Genomic DNA, 19,401 nt, shown 5'->3' on the forward strand with positions numbered 1-19,401 from the left:
CATGCACATGACACTGAGACCACAGTACACCCGGTCCGGCGCGGCCGTCATGGCGCTCGCGCTGCTGGGCGCCTGCGCCGACGTCAGCATGAAACCCTACGCACGTCCCGACAGCCCCGTCAAGAGCGCCTGGTCGAGCCAGAAGGGCTTGCCGGTCACACCCAGCGAAATGATCGCGCCCGACTGGTGGAAGCAGTTCCGCGACCCCTACCTGGACGGGCTGGTCGAGCGCGCCCTGGGCGCCAACTTCGACCTGAAGGCCCTGGCGGCGCGGATCCGGGTGGCCGGCGCCGAAATCGGCGAAGCGCGCGCCGGCGCCTTGCCGACCCTCGATGCGGGCGCCGGGGCGAGTTTCGAAAAGAGCACCGGGCAGAAGTTCAGCAAGCAGTTCAACCTCGGCACCCAGGTCAACTGGGAAATCGACGTCTGGGGCAAGGTGGCCAAGGGCGTCGAGGCCCAGACCGCCGAGTTCAATGCCACCGAGGCCGACTGGCGCGCCGGCTACCTGAGCCTGGTGTCGGACGTTTCGACGACCTATTTCCAGATCCTGCAGTTCGACGAGCAGATGCGCCAGCAACAGCAGACCCTGGCGAAGAACCGCGAGATCCTGGCCAGCCTGGAAGCGATGATGGGGCAGGGCCTGGTACCGCAGACCCGGGTGCTGCAGCAGCGCGCCGAGATCAACCAGCTGAGCCGCGACCTGATCGAGCTCGGGCGCCTGCGTGCGCTGGCCGGCAATGCGCTGGCGACCCTGCTCGGCACCCCGGCAGGCGAGTTCACCGTGCCCGCCGGCGAGCTGCAGGGACGGGTGCAACTGCCCACCGTGCCCGAGGGCCTGCCGGCGCAGCTGCTCAAGCGCCGGCCCGACGTCGTGGCCGCCGAATACCGGGTACTGGTGGCCTACGACCTGGTGGGACAGGCCAAGCTGGCCCAGCTGCCGTCGATCAGCCTGACAGGGCGCGGCGGCAGCTCCAGTTTCGCCCTCGGCTCGCTGCTGAAGTCCTTTACCTTCGGCCTGCTCCCGAGCATCAACTTCCCGATCTTCGACCCGAGCGTCAAGGCGCGCCTGAAAACCAGCGAGGCGCGCACCGAGCTGGTCGAACAGGAGTACCGGCGCGTGGTCATGGCGGCCTTCGAAGAAGTGGAGAACGCCCTGGTCAACCTCGACGCCCACCGGCGCCAGCGGGTCGAACTGCAGGAGCAAGCCGAGCGCCTTGGCATCGTCGCGGCCCAGGTGCAGGCCCAGCTGAAGGAGGGCATGGTGTCCCAGCTCGAGGTGTTCGAGGCCGAACGCACGCTGCTGGCCTCGCAACTGGCGCTGCTGGCCAACCACCAGCAGATCCTGTCCGATACCGTGACGCTCTACAAGGCGCTGGGCGGCGGCTGGCCGGCAGTGGAGGTGCGCAATGCGGCCCAACAGTGAACCGGGTGCCACGTGATGACCGCCGACGCGATGCTCGCTCCTCCGCGCCCCGCGTCGGCAGGCCGGCTGTTGATCGTGCTCGAACCGGTTTCGCACCCTGAACTGCAGCCCATCCACATTCACGAGAACCTGTTTGCGATCGGCCGCACGGAAGCACCCTTCGACGCTTATCCGGCCGGCCTGGCCGCCGACCTGTCGCGCCGCCACGCGCGCATCTTCTGCGAACACGGCGCCGTCTATTTCGCCGAGCTGGGCAGCAAGAACGGCAGCACCGTCAACGGTGTGCCGGTGAAGCAGGCGATCACCACGCTGCACAGCGGCGACGTGCTCGGTATCGGCAAGGCGCTGACCTACCGCGTACACCTGGAACACGCCGCGAGCCAGCCTCCACATGCCAGGCTGGCGAGCCTGAGCCTGAGCCCGGAAGGTGGCGGCGCCGGCCTGCAGCCGATCGTGGTCAGCGAGTTCCCCTTCATGGTCAGCAAGGCCGACGACAGCTTCGCGCGCTACAAGGACAGCGAGCCGGCCCAGGTGAACTACCTGTCGCGCCGCCACGCACATATCTTCCTCAAGAACGGCGCGGCCTGGCTCGAAGACCTGGGCAGCACCAACGGCAGCTTCGTCAACGGCGTCCGCCTGGACGAGCATGCCGTGGCGCTGCACGAGGGTGACCTGCTCGCCTTCGGCGGACGCTATTTCGTCTACCGGCTCGGCCTGCAATGGGATGCCTCCGCACGCGACCCGACCCTGACACGGATCGGCGCAGTCGGTGGAGCGCCGGCTCCGGCAGAGCCGGATGCCGACAAGACCACCTTCGTCGCGGCCGCCAACTCTTTCCTGGACATCTTCTGTGTCGATCCGGCCCGCGACGATACGCCGGATGCCGCCCTGGGCGATGGCGACGGGCAGAATCCACAGGACAAGGGGGAAGGGCCGCCCCAGGGCCGCTCCGCTGCCATGCTGTCGGGGCTGTACGCCGCGCTGGGCGGCCGGGGCACGCTGGCGGTCCGGCGCATGCGCCAGTGGGGCTTGGCCGCGCTGGCCCTGCTCGTCCTGCTGGTACTGGCATGGCCGCGTTTCGGCGGCGCCGAGGGCGAGGTCGAGGACTTGCTGGCGCGGGGCGCCTACGCGCAGGCGGCCGTGACGGCCGCTGACGCGCTGGCGGACGATCCCGACAACAGCCGCCTGAGGGCGCTGGGCACGGAGGCGCTGCTCAAGGCCAGGCTGCCGGCCTGGATCGCCGCGCTCGAGGCGCGCCAGTTCGGGCGCGCCGCAAGCGAGGTGGCCGCCATGCGCCAGTACACCCGCCACAACCCCGAGCTCGCGCCCCTGCTCGACCAGCTCGACTGGATGGTCGCGCTGGAACGCTTCGCGGCCAGCCGGGGCGGCGCCCAGGCAGCCAGCCGCGACGCCCAGGACGCCGCCACCATCGCAGGCTTCCTCCAGCAGTGGGAGGAGCGGGACGACGCCTACCAGCGCGGCTTCGAGACCATGTCCGCCCACGTGCCCGCCTTCCGCGACACCTATGCCAATGCGCTCAGCGACGTGCGCAAGCTGGCGCTGGCAAGGAGCAGCCAATGAAGCGCGACTTCCTCAAGCCGCCCTCGCTGACGCCCCTCAGCGAGGCGCTCGAAGAGCATAGCGCGGAAGGGATCTCGATCCTCACCGCGGATCCCTGGCGCTTCACCCAGGCCTTGGTGTACGCGATGGTCGGGCTGGTCGTCGCGGCCCTGGTCTGGTCCTTCTTCGGCCACGCCGACGTGCTGGTGACGGCGGGCGGGAACTTGGTGCCGGCGTCCGATGTGCGGCGGCTGTACGCCCCGATCGATGGTGAATTAAGCAATATTTACATCGCCGAGGGGCAGCCGGTAAAGCAGGGCGACGTCGTGGCCCGGCTCTATGCGCGCGGTGCGATCGAGGCGGCCCGCAACGCCCTGGAGGCGCGCCTGAAGCTCGACGATGCCGAGCGCGAGTGGAAGGAATTCCCCGAAAAGAAGGCGCTGATGGAACGTAATGCCGCCGCGCTGAAGGAAGCGACCGCAGTGGAAGAGCTCCAGCACCGCCGGCGCCTGCTCGAGGGCACCAGCCGGCTGGCGCAGGGCCAGGGTGCGCAGCAGCAGGAAGCGCGCACCAACCTCGAGGACGCCAGGCGCGCGCGCGACGCCGCCAGGATGGAAGCCGAAAAATATGAGCGGCTGTTCGCCTTGCCCGGCGGCGGCGGGGTGTCCCAGCTCCAGGTCGAAAGCAAGAAGAACGCGCTGGCGGCGGCGGAGAACGCCATGCGGGTGGCGCAGGCGCGGATCACCGAACTGGCGGCACGGCAGGGCATGGAGTCGACCCAGGCCCGGTCGGAACTGGAAACCAGCGGCCAGGACCTGGAGCGGCTCCGGCTGCAGGCGGAAGCGGCGGCCAGGGAAGTGGCGAATGCCGAGGACAAGCTGCGCCTGCAGGTGCAGACCGCGCGCCTGGTGGCCGAAGCTGCGGCGCGCATCCGCTTCGAGAACATCGACAAGGAAAACTTCCTGCGCATCGTCGCGCCGGTGGATGGCGTGATCACCGACGTCACCTCGACCCAGCCGGGCGACAAGATCCAGGCCAATGCGCCGCTGGGCGGCATCGCGCCCAGGAATGCCAAGATGATCCTCAAGATCGAGATCGCCGAGCACGACAGGGGCTTCCTGCGCGAGGGCTTGCCGGTGCAGCTGAAATTCAATGCCTTTCCCTACCAGCGCTATGGGCTGATACGAGGCACGCTGCAGTACATTTCGCCGGCAACCAAACCTTCGCTGCAGTCCAAGCTGCCGGTGTACGAGGGGAGGGTGTCGCTGGAACAGAGCCATTACCAGGTAGGCGAGACCCGGTATCCACTGCGCTACGGGATGACCGCCGTGGCGGAGATCGTCGTGCGCGAGCGGCGCCTTATCGACTTGGCGCTGGACCCGTTCAGGAACATCGGCGGTTGATAGTAAAAAATTACTTTATGCGGGCCACTGATGTTTCAGTGGCCTTTTTTTGTTGTTTTTACCCGTTTCACATCAATCCAGTGCAGCAGTACAATATTCCCGATACACAAATTGATATCGGAATGGCCAAAAAATTGATTGGAATGATCTCACCTCCACGCCTACCATCAATGTCGAGCATGTAATAACAGCAAAGCCGCGATACAGCGGCCATAACGAAAACGACACAGGAGACGTATGAAACGCACCTCATTCGGCCGCGCCACGGCCAGCACCCGTCACGCCTTCGCCCTCCACGCCATGGTCGCCGCGCTCGCCGGCGCGGGCCTGATCAGCAGCGCCACGGTCGGCGCCCAGGAAATCGCCCCCGTCGCGGCCGCCGAAAAGACGGAGCCGGGTGAAGCGCAGACCGTGGTCGTCACGGGCGTCAAGGCATCGCTCATCAAGAGCCTGGCGATCAAGCGCATCAGCGACCAGGTCGTGGAATCGGTCGTTGCCGAAGACATCGGCAAGCTCCCCGATAACAATGTCGTCGAAGCGCTGCAGCGCGTGACGGGCATCCAGGTCACCAACCGCGCCGGTGGCGAAGTCGGCGCCTTGTCCATCCGTGGTCTGCCCGACGTCCAGACCACCTGGAACGGCCGCAATATCTTTACCGCGTCGGGCACGCAGGTCGCGCTTCAGGACATCCCCTCGACCCTGGTCCGCCAGATCGACGTGTACAAGACGCGCGACGCCAGCCAGTTGGAAACCGGAATTGCAGGCCAAATCGACGTCAAGTCGCTGCGACCCTTCGATTTCAAGGGTCCGCAAGTGTCGCTGACGGCGCGTGAGACCTATCTGGATCCTGCGAAAAAGTGGAACCCGCAGCTCAGCGCCATGGTCAGCAACCGCTGGGAAACCGGTATCGGCGAAGTCGGTGCCCTGGTCAATCTGGCGGCTACCCAGACGAAATACCGTAATGAAAGCGTGACGCCGGGTGCCATGGTGCCGTTCACCAGCCCCAATGCCGCCGAAGTGCCGGCAGGTTACACGCCTTTGCAGCGCATCTTCGACAACGCTATCTGGGCGCCCGGCACCCGTACCGGCTTGCCGATGGCAGCGGGTTCGACGCTGAATTTCAACGGCAAGGCCTATCCTTATTACCTGGCGCGCGACGCCGTTTTCCAGAGCGACGTTCAGGGTGAACGGAAGCGTCCTGCCGCCAATCTCGCCTTGCAATGGAAACCGAACAGCGCTTCGGTCTACACCTTCGAGGCGATGTACAACGGTTATCGCGACAAGGCCTTCAATCAGCTGCTGTTCAGCTTCGCCGACTGGTGGGGCGATCTCGGCAGCAACCCTGCGGGGACGATTACGACCTTCCCGGGAACGAACGTCATCAAGTCCCGCAAAGTCAATAACGTCTACAGCTTCAACAGCGGCGACTACACCACGTCGAAAACCGATTCCTACGTCTATGCCCTGAACGGCAAATGGGATCTCGGCGACCGCCTGAAGCTGGACGGTGATCTGTCCTTCCAGACCAGCGAATTCGACACGCAATTCACAGCCACCCGGATTGATCGCGTTGCACCTTCCATCGACGTCGACTTCAATGCCGGCGGCGATACGGCCTTCCGTTTCAATAATAATGCCGACCTGGCCGACCCGAGCAAGTGGAATGTGGCGGAGTTCTACGATAACGCCAACCGCAACAAGGGCAGCGCCGCGACGGGCACGCTGGCGGGCGTCTTCGATGCCGACTGGGGTGCGCTGCAGACCCTCCAATTCGGCCTGCGCCACGACGTACGCAAGGCCTCGGAGGCTAACCGGACGCAATCGGCCTTCCTGGGCCGCAACCTTGCCTCGCTGGGTCCGCAGTATTCCATTACCAACTCGAACTTCGGCACGGACATCTCGGACGTTCCGCGCTCGTGGGTGGAGCCGAACGCCTACTACATCCGCGACCATGTCGACGAGTGGCGCAAGCTCTATAACTCGGTCAACAGCAACTTCCTGACCACGGACAAACTGCGCCTGCAGAAGACCTTCGAGATCGAGGAAAAGACGAGCAATCTCTACCTGATGGGGAATTTCCAAAGCGAGCTGTTCGGCAATCGCCTGCGCGCCAATGTCGGCGTGCGCTACACCAAGGTCGATACCGACATGACCTTCTACAAGGTCGATGCCAGCACCAAGGCGGTCACGCCGTCTGGCGCCAGCAAGTCGACCAGCAAGTTCCTGCCGAGCCTGACCCTGACCTACGACCCGACCAAGGACGTCGTTACGCGCTTCAACTTCGGTAAAACCCTGCGCCGCCCGAACTTCGGTGACCTGAATCCTGTCCTGCAACTCGGTGACGACGTGTCGCGGGTGGGTTATGGCTCGGGCACCGGTGGCAATCCGGACCTGAAACCGACGCAGTCGACGAACTTCGATCTGACGGGGGAGTGGTATTTCCAGAAAGACAGCGCACTCTACGGCACGGTGTTCAAGCGCAAGATCGACGGCCTGGTCGTGCCCCTGCGTCGCAAGATTCACGTCGATCCGGCGGAGGACCCGTTCCGCAACTCGACCTCGGGCGGCGACCATACGAACGGCTATGACTACGTCATCAACTCACCGGTCAACGCTTCCGACGGCACGATCAAAGGCGTCGAGCTCGGCTTGATCTACTTCCCGAAGTGGCTGCCGGGCCCGCTGGAAGGTCTGGGCTTCCAGGGTAGTTATACCCGACTCAGCTCGTCGCAGAACGTTCCCGAGGCCAATAGTGCCGGCGAGATCATCGCGCAGCTCGAGACACCGTTCTTCGGGGTGTCCGACCGCTCGTACAACGCCACCCTGGCTTACGAAAAGGGCCCGGTCAGCGCGCGCCTGTCCTATGTCTGGCGTTCCGGCTTCCTGGCCGCCAACGAAGCCGCCTTGTTCGCAAATCCGATCGGTATCTGGCGTCATCCGGAGAAGAGTGTGGACATGCAAATCTCCTACAAGGTCAACGACAGGATGTCGGTCGATATCGCCGCCATCAACCTGACCAACGAAATGCAGCGACAGTACTACCACTTCGGTAACGCGGGTAACCAGCAGTTGACCAATTTCGGTACGGTCCAGGTCGGACGTTCGGCCTCGGTCGCCTTGCGCTGGAAGATGTAAGCCCGGCACGGGACAGCAGCGCAGCAAAACAGGGGCACTGCACGGAGGTATCCGGCAGTGCCCCCGGGTCGTTCTGATGGGAAGGCATTATGGACACACAACACACTCAAAAACTCTCCACCCTCGAAAAAGCGGGTTTCGGCGCGGGTGACATGGCGCTCAACGTGGTGATCTCGTCGATGATGCTGATCATCACCTTCTTCTATACCGACATCTACGGACTGAAGACCAGCGACCTGGCCATGCTGTTCGTGGCCGTGAAGGTGGTCGGCGCGGTCGCCGACCTGGTGATGGGGCAGGTGACCGACGGCGTCCTGACGCGCTGGGGGCGCTACCGGCCCTGGCTGCTGCTGCTGGCCGTGCCCTATGGCCTCAGCGTGTTCCTGGTCTTCACCACGCCCGACTGGACCTATGACGCGAAGCTGATCTGGGCCTACTCGACCTACATCCTGATGACCGTGATGACGGCGGGCGTCGGCATCCCCTACATCTCCCTGATCAGCGGCCTGACCTCCGACCCCCAGGATCGGCTGTCGGCCAACGGCTACCGCCTGTTCTTCGCCAAGATCGGCGCCTTCATGGTGACCATCATCGTGCCGATGCTGGCCAGCTGGTGGGATGCCGGCAACCCGGCCACCGGCTACCAGGCCGCGATGGCCGTGATGGCCGCGATGGGCGTGCTGCTGTTCCTGCTGTGCTTCTTCACCACCACCGAGCGCGTGATCCACAAAGTGGAAAAACAGCCGCTGATGGACCAGGTGCGCGTGCTGCTGCAGAACGACCAGTGGCTGATCCTGTGCGCCGTGTGCGTGACCGGCACCGTGGGCTATGTGATTCGCGGTTCGGTGGCGATCTATTACGCCAAGTACTACCTGGGCGGCGACACCGCCACCGTGTCTGCCTTCCTGTCGACGGGCGTGGCGGCCGCGATCCTGGCGATGGTGGTGTCCACCTGGACCACCAAGTTCTATTGCAAGGTCAAGCTGTTCCGCAACACCCAGATCATGGTGGCCGTCATCAGCCTGCTGATCTACTTCCTGGTGCAGCCGGGCGACATCCTGCTGGCCTTCGTCCTGTACTTCATCCTGTCGCTGGTGGTGGACCTGCACGCGCCGGTATTCTGGTCGGCCATCGCCGAGACCATCGACTACGGCCAGGTCAAGACCGGCAAGCGGGTCTCGGGCTTCGCCTTCGGCGGCATCTCGGTGTGCCAGAAGGCCGGCATGGCGATCGCCGGCGGCATGGTCGGCATCCTGCTCGACTACTTCCAGTACCAGCCGAACCAGGAACAGTCGGCGCTGGCGCTGCAGGGCATCGCCCTGATGCTGTCGGTGATCCCGGGCTTCTTCCACTTCCTGATGGGCCTGTTGATGTTCAAGTACCGCATCAGCGACAAGTACTACGACAGCGTCAAGGCCGACATGCGCACCGCAGGCTACGTGGCCAGCTAAGCGAGTACACCATGAACCAACGAGAACCAGCCATGATAGACACCGTCCTCAAGCCCCTGATCGAACAGCGCGCCGACCCCTACATCTACAAGCACACCGACGGCTATTACTACTTCACGGCTTCGGTGCCGCAATACGACCGCATCGAACTGCGCCGCGCCAACACCATCGCCGGCCTGGCCACGGCGGAAACCGTGGACGTGTGGACCAAGCCCGACACCGGCCCTTACTGCGAACTGGTGTGGGCGCCGGAAATCCATTTCAACCAGGGCGCCTGGTACGTCTATTTCGCCGCGGCCCCGAGCCGCGAGATCAAGTACAAGCTGTTCCAGCACCGCATGTACGCGATCCGCAACCAGAACGCCAATCCGCTCGAAGGCGAGTGGGAGTTCATGGGCCAGGTCGACACCGGCATCGACAGCTTCTGCCTGGACGCCACCACCTTCACCCACAAGGGACAGCTCTACTACCTGTGGGCGCAGAAAGACCACGAGATCGAAGGCAATTCGAACCTCTACATCGCCCCGATGAAGACCCCGTGGCAGATCGAGGGCAAGCCGATCATGCTGAGCAAGCCGGAGTTCGACTGGGAGACGCGCGGCTTCTGGGTCAACGAAGGCCCCTCGGTGGTGCGTCGCAACGGCCGCATCTTCATCAGCTACTCGGCCAGCGCCACCGACGAGAACTACGCCATGGGCCTGCTGTGGGCGGACGAGGATGCCGACCTGCTCGACCCGGCCTCCTGGACCAAGTCGCCCGAGCCGGTATTCCGTACCTGCTACGACCACGGCATCTACGGTCCCGGCCACAACAGCTTCACCTATGCCGAGGACGGCGACACGGTCATGCTGGTCTACCACGCGCGCACCTATACCGAGATCGTCGGCGACCCACTGTGGAATCCGGACCGTCACACCTTCGTGAAGACGCTGCGCTGGGACGACAAGGGCATGCCGGTGTTCGGACGGCCATCCACCAACTGAGGAAGCACGGTGCCAAACCCCATCACGCAAGCGCCCTTCGGCCAGCTGGCGAACGGCGACGCCATCACCCAGTTCACGCTGAGCAATGCGAACGGCCTGGTGGCGAAGATCATCGATTTCGGCGGCATCATCACCGAGCTGCACGCGCCCGACCGCGACGGCCGCCTGGCCGACGTGGTACTGGGCTTCGACACGCTCGCACCGTATGAGGGCGATCACCCTTATTTCGGCGCCCTGATCGGCCGCTACGGCAACCGCATCGCCAATGCCCGCTTCACCCTGGACGGCCGTGAGTACGTCCTGCCGGCGAACGACGGCGACAAGCACCTGCACGGCGGGCCGGGCGGCTTCCACAAGCGCAAGTGGCAGGCCAGCGTGGCAGGCGACAGCCTGCAGCTGGTTTACCGCAGCGTGGACGGCGAAGAGGGCTATCCCGGCAACCTCGACGTCACCGTGAGCTACCTGCTGAATGACGAGAATGAACTGGTGCTGCGCTTCCATGCCGTGACCGACCAGCCGACCCCGGTCAACCTGACCCAGCACAGCTACTTCAATTTGGCGGGCGAGGGCGACATCCTGAACCATCAGCTGACGATCGATGCCGACACCTTCGTCGGCATCGATGCCGCCTCGATCCCCTTGGGGACGCTGTCGCCGGTCACCGGCACGCCTTTTGATTTCCGCACCCCGCGCCCCATCGGCGAGCGGGTCGGCCAGCCGGACAAGCAGCTGCGCCACGGCCGCGGCTACGACCACAACTTCGTCCTCAACAAGCCGAACGGCAAGGAGATGACGCGCGCGGCCCACGTCGTCGACCCCGGCTCGGGCAGGGTGCTGGAACTGTTCACCGAGGAGCCCGGCCTGCAGTTCTACAGCGGGAACTTCCTCGACGGCTCGCTCTCGGGAAAAGGCCGGAGCTACGGACACCGCAGCGGCTTCTGCCTGGAACCGCAGCACTTCCCGGATTCGCCGAACCGGCCGCGCTTCCCGAACGTGATCCTGCGTCCGGGACAGGTATACGAGACCGAATCGCGTTTCCGCCTGTCGGTCCAGGAGGCCTGATGGAACATTTACTCGACAACCGGCACGAGCTGGGCGAATGCGTGCTGTGGTGCGAACGCACCGGCCGCCTGCTGTGGACCGACATCCCGGCAGCGGAATTGTGGTCGTATTCGCCGTCCAGCGGCCGCAGCATGAGCTGGCGCATGCCCGAACGCCTGTGTTCCTTCGCACTGACGGGCAGCGACGATCGCCTGCTGCTGGGGCTTGCGAGCGGCCTGGCCTACTTCAGCTTCTCGACCGGGGTGGTGAAGCGCATCCTTGAGGTCGAATCCGATATTCCGGCCACCCGTTTGAACGACGGACGCTGCGACCGCCAGGGGCGCTTCGTATTCGGCATGTTCAACCAGGAAGAGAGCCCGAAACGCGCCCTGGGCGGCTTCTACCGCCTGAACCTCGACCTCACGCTCGAGCGCCTGCCGATCGGGAACGCGGCGATCGCCAACAGCATCTGCTTCAGTCCCGACGGCCGCCGGATGTACTATGCCGATTCGGCCACGCGCGAGATCCGCTATTGCGACTACAACCCCTGCAGCGGCACGGTCGGGGCTTCGCACCTGTTCGTGCCGGCCGATGCCGCGCCGGGCGAACCGGATGGATCCTGCAGCGACGCCGATGGCTACCTGTGGACGACGCGCTGGGGAGCAGGGCAGGTGATGCGCTTCGCCCCGGACGGAAGCCTGGACCGGGTACTGGCGCTCGCTGCGCCGCAACCGAGCTGCCCCGCGTTCGCCGGGCCCGACCTGTCCACTCTGTATGTGACCAGTGCCTGGCTCGGCATGACGGCTGGCGACCGCGCTGCGGCGCCGCTGTCGGGCGCGCTGTTCAAGCAGGCGCTCGACGTGCGCGGGCTGCCGGAATCCCGGTTTCTGGGCGTGCTCAGATAACATTTTCGATATCGATATCGCGAAATATTTGATTGGAAAGATATCTGGCGGCATTCTAGACTTCCTCATCGCTGAACAACACGACATGAGAGGGAGCGCACAGCTCCCCGTGGCGGAAATAACGAGGAGGATTGGATGTCCGAGACGAAGAAAAAGACCACGCTGCGCTCTGCGGCGTGGTTCGGGACCCAGGACAAGAACGGCTTCATGTACCGGAGCTGGATGAAGAACCAGGGTATCCCAGACCATGAATTCCAGGGCAAGCCGATCATTGGCATCTGCAACACCTGGTCCGAACTGACCCCCTGCAACGCCCACTTCCGCAAGCTGGCCGAACACGTCAAGCGCGGTATCCTGGAAGCCGGCGGCTTCCCGGTCGAGTTCCCGGTGTTCTCGAACGGCGAATCGAACCTGCGCCCGACCGCGATGCTGACCCGTAACCTGGCCAGCATGGACGTCGAAGAATCCATCCGCGGCAATCCGATGGACGCGGTGGTCCTGCTGGTGGGCTGCGACAAGACCACCCCGGCCCTCTTGATGGGCGCGGCCAGCGTCGACCTGCCGACCATCGTCGTCACCGGCGGCCCGATGCTGAACGGTAAGCTGAACGGCAAGGACATCGGCTCCGGCACCGCCGTCTGGCAGTTGCACGAGCAGGCCAAGGGTGGCCAGATCACCATGCACGATTTCTTGGCCGCCGAAGCCGGCCACTCGCGCTCGGCCGGCACCTGCAACACCATGGGTACTGCATCCACGATGGCCTGCATGGCCGAGTCGCTGGGCACCTCGCTGCCGCACAATGCGGCGATTCCGGCCGTGGATGCGCGCCGCTACGTGCTGGCCCATATGTCCGGCATCCGCATCGTCGAGATGGTGCATGAAGACCTGAAGCTGTCGAAAATCCTCAAGCGCGAGAACTTCGAGAACGCCATCCGCGTGAACGCCGCCATCGGTGGTTCGACCAATGCCGTGATCCACCTGAAGGCGATCGCCGGGCGCATGGGCGTGCCGCTCGAGCTGGAAGACTGGACCTCGATCGGCAAGGGCACCCCGACCATCGTCGACCTGCTCCCATCCGGTAAATACCTGATGGAGGAGTTCTACTATGCCGGCGGCCTGCCGGGCGTGATCCGCCGCCTGGGCGAGGGCGGCCTGCTGAAGCACAAGGACGCGCTCACCGTCAACGGCAAGACCCTGTGGGAGAACTGCCAGGACGCGCCGATCTACAACGACGAAGTGATCCGCCAGCTGGATACCCCGCTGATCGCTGACGGCGGCATCCGCATCCTGCGCGGCAACCTGGCGCCGCGCGGCGCCGTGCTCAAGCCCTCGGCGGCTTCTCCGCACCTGATGCAGCACCGCGGCCGCGCCGTCGTGTTCGAAGACTTCGACCACTACAAGCAGCGCATCGTCGATCCGGACCTGGACGTGGACGCGAATTCCATCCTGGTGATGAAGAACTGCGGCCCCAAGGGCTACCCGGGCATGGCCGAAGTCGGCAACATGGGCCTGCCGCCCAAGCTGCTGGCCCAGGGTATCACCGACATGGTGCGCATCTCGGACGCCCGCATGAGCGGCACGGCCTACGGCACCGTCGTGCTGCACGTGGCGCCGGAAGCGATGGCCGGCGGCCCGCTCGGCATCGTGCAGGATGGCGACTGGATCCAGCTGGACTGCGCTGGCGGTGGCCTGAACCTCGAGCTGTCGGACGAAGAGATCCGCAAGCGCCTGGCCGACCGCGCCGAAAAGAGCAAGCCGGTACAGCACAGCGGCTACCAGCGCCTCTATCTGGACCACGTGCTGCAGGCCGACGAAGGCTGCGATTTCGACTTCCTGGTCGGTTGCCGTGGGTCGGCCGTTCCCAAGCATTCTCACTGATCTGCTGTGAGTTGAACGCGCGGGCGGGAAAACAGTCCACTGGACTGTTTTCCCCCGCCCACCCTACGTAGGGTGGACGGCTTTGCCGTCCGCGCGTTCAACCACTACTCGAACACTTGCATCGTCAACAACACCAATATTGGGAGACCGGGCCATGCTGCTCGTACAATTCATCACCGAATCGCAGGAACGCCGCATCGGCATCCTGCACGACAACATCATCCGCGTCGTCAACGGCTATGCCACGACGCTCGACCTGGCCCGCGCCGCCATCGCTGCCGGCACCGGCCTGGCCCAGCTGGCGGACAGCGCCGCCAGCCAGGAACAGTACAACTATGACGACGTCGCCGCGGCCGACCGCATCCTGCCGCCGCTCGACCACCCGGACGCCGCCCACTGCTACGTCACCGGCACCGGCCTGACCCACCTGGGCAGCGCCGACACCCGCGATGCCATGCACAAGAAGATCGGCGGCGACGTGGACTCCTTGAGCGACTCGATGAAGATGTTCCGCATGGGCGTCGAAGGCGGCAAGCCTGCTCCGGGAACCGCCGGCGTGCAGCCGGAATGGTTCTACAAGGGCGACGGCTCGACCGTGCGCGCCACCGGCCAGGACATCGACATGCCTGAATTCTCGCTCGACGGCGGGGAAGAGCCGGAGATCGCCGGCCTCTACGTGATCGGCAACGACGGCCAGCCTTATCGCCTCGGTTTCGCCATCGGCAACGAGTTCTCGGACCACGTTACCGAACGCCAGAACTACCTCTACCTGGCCCACTCGAAGCTGCGCAACTGCGGCCTCGGCCCGGCGCTGCTGGTGGGCGAGCTGCCGAGCCACGTGGCCGGCGTCTCGCGCATCCTCGACCAGGACGGCAAAGTGCGCTGGGAGAAGGCCTTCGTGAGCGGCGAGCAGAACATGTCGCACACCATCGGCAACCTCGAATACCACCACTTCAAGTACGGCCTGTTCAACCGCCCGGGCGACGTGCACATCCACTTCTTCGGCACCGCCACGCTGAGCTTTGCCGATAACGTATCGGTCCAGGCCGGCGAGACCTTCGAGGTCGAGTCGCCGCAGTTCGGTCCGGCCCTGCGCAACCGCCTGGCCGTTCACGCCGCACCGTTCGCACAGGTGAAGGCACTATGAACATCAGCGGCGAAGCCATCATCGGCGGCGTCCACGAGCGCGGCGCCGCAGGCTCCTTCAAGGCCTGGGATCCGACCCGGCGCGACTACCTGGAGCCCAGCTTCCACATGGTCAGCCCGGACCAGATCGACCGCGCCTGCACCTTGGCGGGCGAAGCCTTCGACATCTTCCGCAAGACCAGCGACCAGCAGCGCGCGCAGTTCCTGGACACGGTGGCCGAGCAGATCCTGGCGCTGGGCGATGAACTGATCGAGCGCGCGATGGCCGAATCCGGCCTGCCGCGCGCACGCCTGGAAGGCGAACGCGGACGCACCTGCGGCCAGCTGCGCATGTTCGCCGAGCTGCTGCGCGAAGGATCGTGGGTTGACGCCCGCATGGACACGCCGCTGCCGGAACGCACCCCGCCGCGTCCCGACCTGCGCTACAAGCTGATCGGCGTCGGCCCGGTGGCCGTGTTCGCCGCCTCGAACTTCCCGCTGGCCTTCTCGGTGGCGGGTGGCGACACGGCCTCCGCCTTTGCAGCCGGCTGCCCGGTGGTCTTGAAAGCCCACTCGGCGCATCCCGGCACCTCGGAACTGGTGGCGCGCGCGGTCGTCAAGGCCGTGCAGCTGTGCGGCCTGCCGGCAGGCGTGTTCGCGCTGCTGACCGGCACCGGCAACGGCATCGGCCAGGCCCTGGTCGGGCATCCCGCCATCCAGGCGGTCGGCTTCACCGGTTCGCGTTCGGGCGGCACCGCCCTGATGGCGGTGGCCGCGGCGCGCAAGCAGCCGATTCCCGTGTATGCGGAAATGAGCAGCATTAACCCGCTGTTCATCATGCCGCAGGCCCTGGCCACCCGCGCCACTGAAATCGGTAAGGGCTTTGCCGCCTCGCTGACCATGGGCGTGGGGCAGTTCTGCACCAACCCCGGCCTGGTGCTCGCGGTGGACGGTCCGGGACTGGAGCAATTCTGCGCGGCCGCCAGCCAGGCGCTGGCGGAAACGCAGGCGGGCGTCATGCTGACCCAGGGTATCGCGGAAAGCTACCGCAAGAGCGTCGACACCCTGCACGGGCACGAGACGGTCACTACCCTGGCCCGCATCGAGCACGAGGAAGGCAAGGGCGGCGCGGCCTTGTTCCGCACCAGCGCCGAGCACTTCCTGACGCGCCATGAGCTGCATGCCGAGGTCTTCGGTCCCGCATCGGTGCTGGTGGTGTGCAAGGACGTGGGCGAGCTGCGTCAGGTGACCGAACTGCTGGAAGGACAGCTCACCGCCACGCTGCAGATCGATCCGGCCGACTACGATGCGGCCGAGCTGCTGCTGCCGGCGCTGGAGCGCAAGGTCGGCCGCATCCTGGCCAATGGCTTCCCGACCGGTGTCGAGGTGTCGAGTGCGATGGTGCACGGCGGCCCGTTCCCGGCCACGGCGGACGGGCGCAGCACTTCGGTCGGCACCGCTGCGATCGAACGCTTCCTGCGTCCGGTCTGCTACCAGAATCTGCCGCAGCGCCTCCTGCCCGCGGCCCTGCGCGACGGGAATCCGCTTGGGATCTGGCGCCGCAAAGACGGTGCATTGACCAAAGAATAAGCGGGCATCACAATAAGAACGGATGGAGACAGGTATGAACAAGTTGGCAAGGTATCCCAGCCTGCAGGGCAGGCGGGTATTCGTGACGGGCGGCGGCACCGGCATCGGTGAAGCGATCGTGCGCGCATTCGTGGAGCAGGGCGCGGTGGTGGCCTTTGTCGATATTGCAAGGGAAGCCAGCGAGACGCTGTGCGCCAGCCTGGCCAATGCCGGGCACGCGGCGCCGGTGTTCCGCTACTGCGACATCACCGACATCCCCGCGCTGCAGCGCACGATGGCCGAGCTGGCGGAACAGCTGGGCGACTTCGAGGTGCTGGTCAATAACGCGGCCAACGACCAGCGCCACGACATCGAGAAGGTTTCGCTCGACTACTGGGACGAACGCATCGCCATCAACCAGCGCCCGATGTTCTTCACCGCGCAGGCAGTCCTGCCGGGCATGAAGAAGAAGGGTGGCGGCTCCATCATCAACTTCTCGTCGATGTCCTGGCATGCCAAGGGCGCCGGCTATCCGGTCTATGCCACCACCAAGGCAGCCGTGATCGGCCTGACCCGCAGCCTGGCGCGCGACCTCGGCCCCTTCGGCGTGCGCGTGAACACCGTTACCCCGGGCTGGGTCATGACCCAGCGCCAGATCGACCTGTGGGTCGACGAGGCGGCCGAAGCGGAGATCAAGAAGGCCCAGTGCCTGCCGGGCAAGCTCATGCCGGACGATATCGCGGCCATGGTGCTGTTCCTCGGCGCCGAGGACAGCAAGATGTGCACGGCGCAGGATTTCGTGGTTGACGCGGGTTGGACGTGATCATCGGCTCCTGAACGCCGCCACGTTTCTTTTCACCTCCAACTTGAGCACGTCATCCCGGCGCAGGCCGGGATCCAAGTCCGTTGGTCCGCCACGAACTTGGGTTCCGGCCTGCGCCGGAAGTCGTAGCCGCCAGTGGCGGCTACGACAGCTAACAGGATTTGTTATGACCGCCTTGACTCGCACGACTCTGGCGCTCGCCGCCATCTTCAGCACCCAGGTGCATGCTGCCGCGCTGACCAGCCCCGACGGCCACATTTCGGTGACCGTCACCGCCGCCCCATCCGGTGCGCTCAGCTATTCCGTCGCACGCGACGGCACACCCGTCATCCTCCCGTCCCCGCTTGGCCTGAAACTGCAGGGCTCCGACCTGGTGACCAAGCTTGCGATCGCAAGCACCTCGCCGGTAAGACCTGTTCGCGACAGCTACGAACTCGCCGCCGGCAAGAAGCGCCACATCAGCTACGCCGCCAACGAGCAGGTTTACACCGTCCGCAACGCCCAGGGCCAGGCCATGGATATCGCTTTCCGGGTATCGAACGACGGTGTCGCCTTCCGTTACCTGGTCCGCGAGCCTTCGCTGCCGCGCAAGCGCTTCGTCGCCGAGCTGACTGGTTTTAATTTCGACAAATCCGCCAGGGCCTGGCTGCAGCCGATGTCGGTCGCCCAGACCGGCTGGATGAATACCAATCCGGCCTACGAAGAGCACTATCAGCGCGAAATCGCCGTCGGTACGAAAGCACCGACACCCGCGGGCTGGGTCTTCCCGGCGCTGTTCCGCAGCGGCGACACCTGGGTCGCGCTGACCGAGGCGAACATGGACGGCAGCTTCCACGCCTCCCGCCTCGACGCCGCGTCACCGGACGGCCGCTACCGCCTGGCCCCGCCGGCCGCAGCGGAAGTCTTCACCGGCGGCGCGCTGCTGGCCGAGGCGAAGGGAGAACTGGTGACGCCCTGGCGCATCATTGCCCTGGGATCGCTGCGCACCATCGTCGAATCGACCCTGGGCACCGACCTGGCCGCACCGGCGATCGCCTTCGACAAGACGCGCCTGCAGCCCGGCCACGCATCGTGGAGCTGGGCGCTGCTGAAGGACGACGGTACGGTCTTCGACGTGCAGAAGAAGTTCGTCGACCACGCCGCCGACATGCGCTGGGACTATACGCTGGTGGACGCCGACTGGGACCGCAAGATCGGCGACGCGAAAATGCGCGAGCTGGTCGCGTACGGCGCCAGGAAGAACGTCGGCATCCTGGTCTGGTACAACTCATCCGGCGCCTGGAACAAGACCGAATACAGCCCGAAAGGCGCGCTCCTGACCCGCGACGCGCGCGTCCGGGAATTTGCGAAACTGCGCGAGATGGGCATCAAGGGCGTCAAGATCGACTTCTTTGCCGGTGATGGCCAGTCGATGATCGCCTATTACGTCGACATCCTGAACGATGCCGCCAAGGCCGGCCTGCTGGTGAACTTCCACGGCGCCACGCTGCCGCGCGGCTGGTCGCGCACCTATCCCAACCTGATGAGCGCCGAGGCGGTGCGCGGCTTCGAGTTCACGACCTTTTTCCAGGCCGACCAGGATGCGGTGCCACGCCACGCAGCCATGCTGCCCTTCACCCGCAACCTGTTCGACCCGATGGATTTCACGCCCACCGTGTTCGGCGACATCCCCAAGATCCAGCGCAAGACCCGTAATGGCTTCGAGCTGGCCGAGTCGGTGCTGTTCCTTTCCGGAATCCAGCACTTCGCCGAGACGCCGGAAGGCATGGCCACCGCGCCCGCCTACGTGAAGGGCTTCCTGCAGGAGCTGCCGCGCAGCTGGGACGAGACCCGCTTCGTCGACGGCTATCCCGGACGCCACGTCGTGATCGCGCGCAGGGCCGGCAAGGCGTGGTACGTCGCCGGCCTGAACGCCGACGATGCCGACAAGCCGCTCGAACTCGACCTGTCCTTCATCGGTCAAGGCGAGGGCACGCTCATCACCGACGGCAAGGGCGAGCGCGAATTCAGCCAGTCCTCATTCAAGGGCGGCAAGCACCAGATCAGTATCAAAGCACACGGCGGCTTCGTCGCCGTATTCAAATAAGAATCCATCCAACCAGGAG

Annotated in this window: 13 protein-coding genes; all 13 read left to right on the top strand. The window is 65.2% G+C overall.

Going from position 1 to position 19,401, the window contains the following annotated elements; genetic code table 11:
• Positions 1-7 precede the first annotated feature (7 nt).
• Positions 8-1,423 (top strand): efflux transporter outer membrane subunit, encoded by a 1,416-nt coding sequence (locus ACSQ25_RS11345; protein WP_436105791.1) that lies wholly within the window; start codon positions 8-10, stop codon positions 1,421-1,423.
• Between the two features lie 15 nt (positions 1,424-1,438).
• Positions 1,439-3,004: an FHA domain-containing protein gene (locus ACSQ25_RS11350; protein WP_436108058.1), complete on the top strand. Its 1,566-nt coding sequence runs from the start codon at positions 1,439-1,441 to the stop codon at positions 3,002-3,004.
• Positions 3,001-4,386 (top strand): HlyD family efflux transporter periplasmic adaptor subunit, encoded by a 1,386-nt coding sequence (locus ACSQ25_RS11355; RefSeq protein ID WP_436105792.1) that lies wholly within the window; start codon positions 3,001-3,003, stop codon positions 4,384-4,386. The genes ACSQ25_RS11350 and ACSQ25_RS11355 overlap by 4 nt, the downstream gene beginning before the upstream one ends.
• Positions 4,387-4,623: 237 nt before the next feature.
• Positions 4,624-7,521 (top strand): TonB-dependent receptor, encoded by a 2,898-nt coding sequence (locus tag ACSQ25_RS11360; RefSeq protein ID WP_436105793.1) that lies wholly within the window; start codon positions 4,624-4,626, stop codon positions 7,519-7,521.
• A gap of 89 nt (positions 7,522-7,610) precedes the next feature.
• Positions 7,611-8,972 (top strand): MFS transporter, encoded by a 1,362-nt coding sequence (locus ACSQ25_RS11365; RefSeq protein ID WP_436105794.1) that lies wholly within the window; start codon positions 7,611-7,613, stop codon positions 8,970-8,972.
• Between the two features lie 32 nt (positions 8,973-9,004).
• Positions 9,005-9,955, top strand: a complete 951-nt coding sequence (locus ACSQ25_RS11370) for a glycoside hydrolase family 43 protein (protein WP_436105795.1) — start codon at positions 9,005-9,007, stop codon at positions 9,953-9,955.
• A 9-nt stretch (positions 9,956-9,964) separates the two neighbouring features.
• Positions 9,965-11,017: an aldose epimerase family protein gene (locus ACSQ25_RS11375; protein ID WP_436105796.1), complete on the top strand. Its 1,053-nt coding sequence runs from the start codon at positions 9,965-9,967 to the stop codon at positions 11,015-11,017.
• Positions 11,014-11,901, top strand: a complete 888-nt coding sequence (locus ACSQ25_RS11380) for an SMP-30/gluconolactonase/LRE family protein (RefSeq protein ID WP_436108059.1) — start codon at positions 11,014-11,016, stop codon at positions 11,899-11,901. Before ACSQ25_RS11375 ends, ACSQ25_RS11380 begins: the two co-directional genes overlap by 4 nt.
• A gap of 135 nt (positions 11,902-12,036) precedes the next feature.
• A complete protein-coding gene (locus tag ACSQ25_RS11385) occupies positions 12,037-13,779 on the top strand; it encodes an IlvD/Edd family dehydratase (RefSeq protein ID WP_436105797.1) in 1,743 nt (580 codons plus the stop codon).
• Between the two features lie 154 nt (positions 13,780-13,933).
• Entirely contained in the window at positions 13,934-14,926 is a 993-nt protein-coding gene (gene araD1, locus ACSQ25_RS11390; protein ID WP_436105798.1) for an AraD1 family protein, read from the top strand.
• The gene (locus tag ACSQ25_RS11395; protein ID WP_436105799.1) at positions 14,923-16,494 is read left to right on the top strand and encodes an aldehyde dehydrogenase (NADP(+)); all 1,572 of its coding nucleotides are present in this window, start codon (positions 14,923-14,925) and stop codon (positions 16,492-16,494) included. The genes araD1 and ACSQ25_RS11395 overlap by 4 nt, the downstream gene beginning before the upstream one ends.
• Before the next feature lie 34 nt (positions 16,495-16,528).
• The gene (locus ACSQ25_RS11400; RefSeq protein WP_436105800.1) at positions 16,529-17,296 is read left to right on the top strand and encodes an SDR family NAD(P)-dependent oxidoreductase; all 768 of its coding nucleotides are present in this window, start codon (positions 16,529-16,531) and stop codon (positions 17,294-17,296) included.
• A gap of 166 nt (positions 17,297-17,462) precedes the next feature.
• Positions 17,463-19,382: a glycoside hydrolase family 97 catalytic domain-containing protein gene (locus tag ACSQ25_RS11405; RefSeq protein WP_436105801.1), complete on the top strand. Its 1,920-nt coding sequence runs from the start codon at positions 17,463-17,465 to the stop codon at positions 19,380-19,382.
• Positions 19,383-19,401 lie beyond the last annotated feature (19 nt).

This window comes from Massilia sp. LjRoot122 (assembly GCF_964252725.1).
GTDB lineage: Bacteria > Pseudomonadota > Gammaproteobacteria > Burkholderiales > Burkholderiaceae_D > Telluria.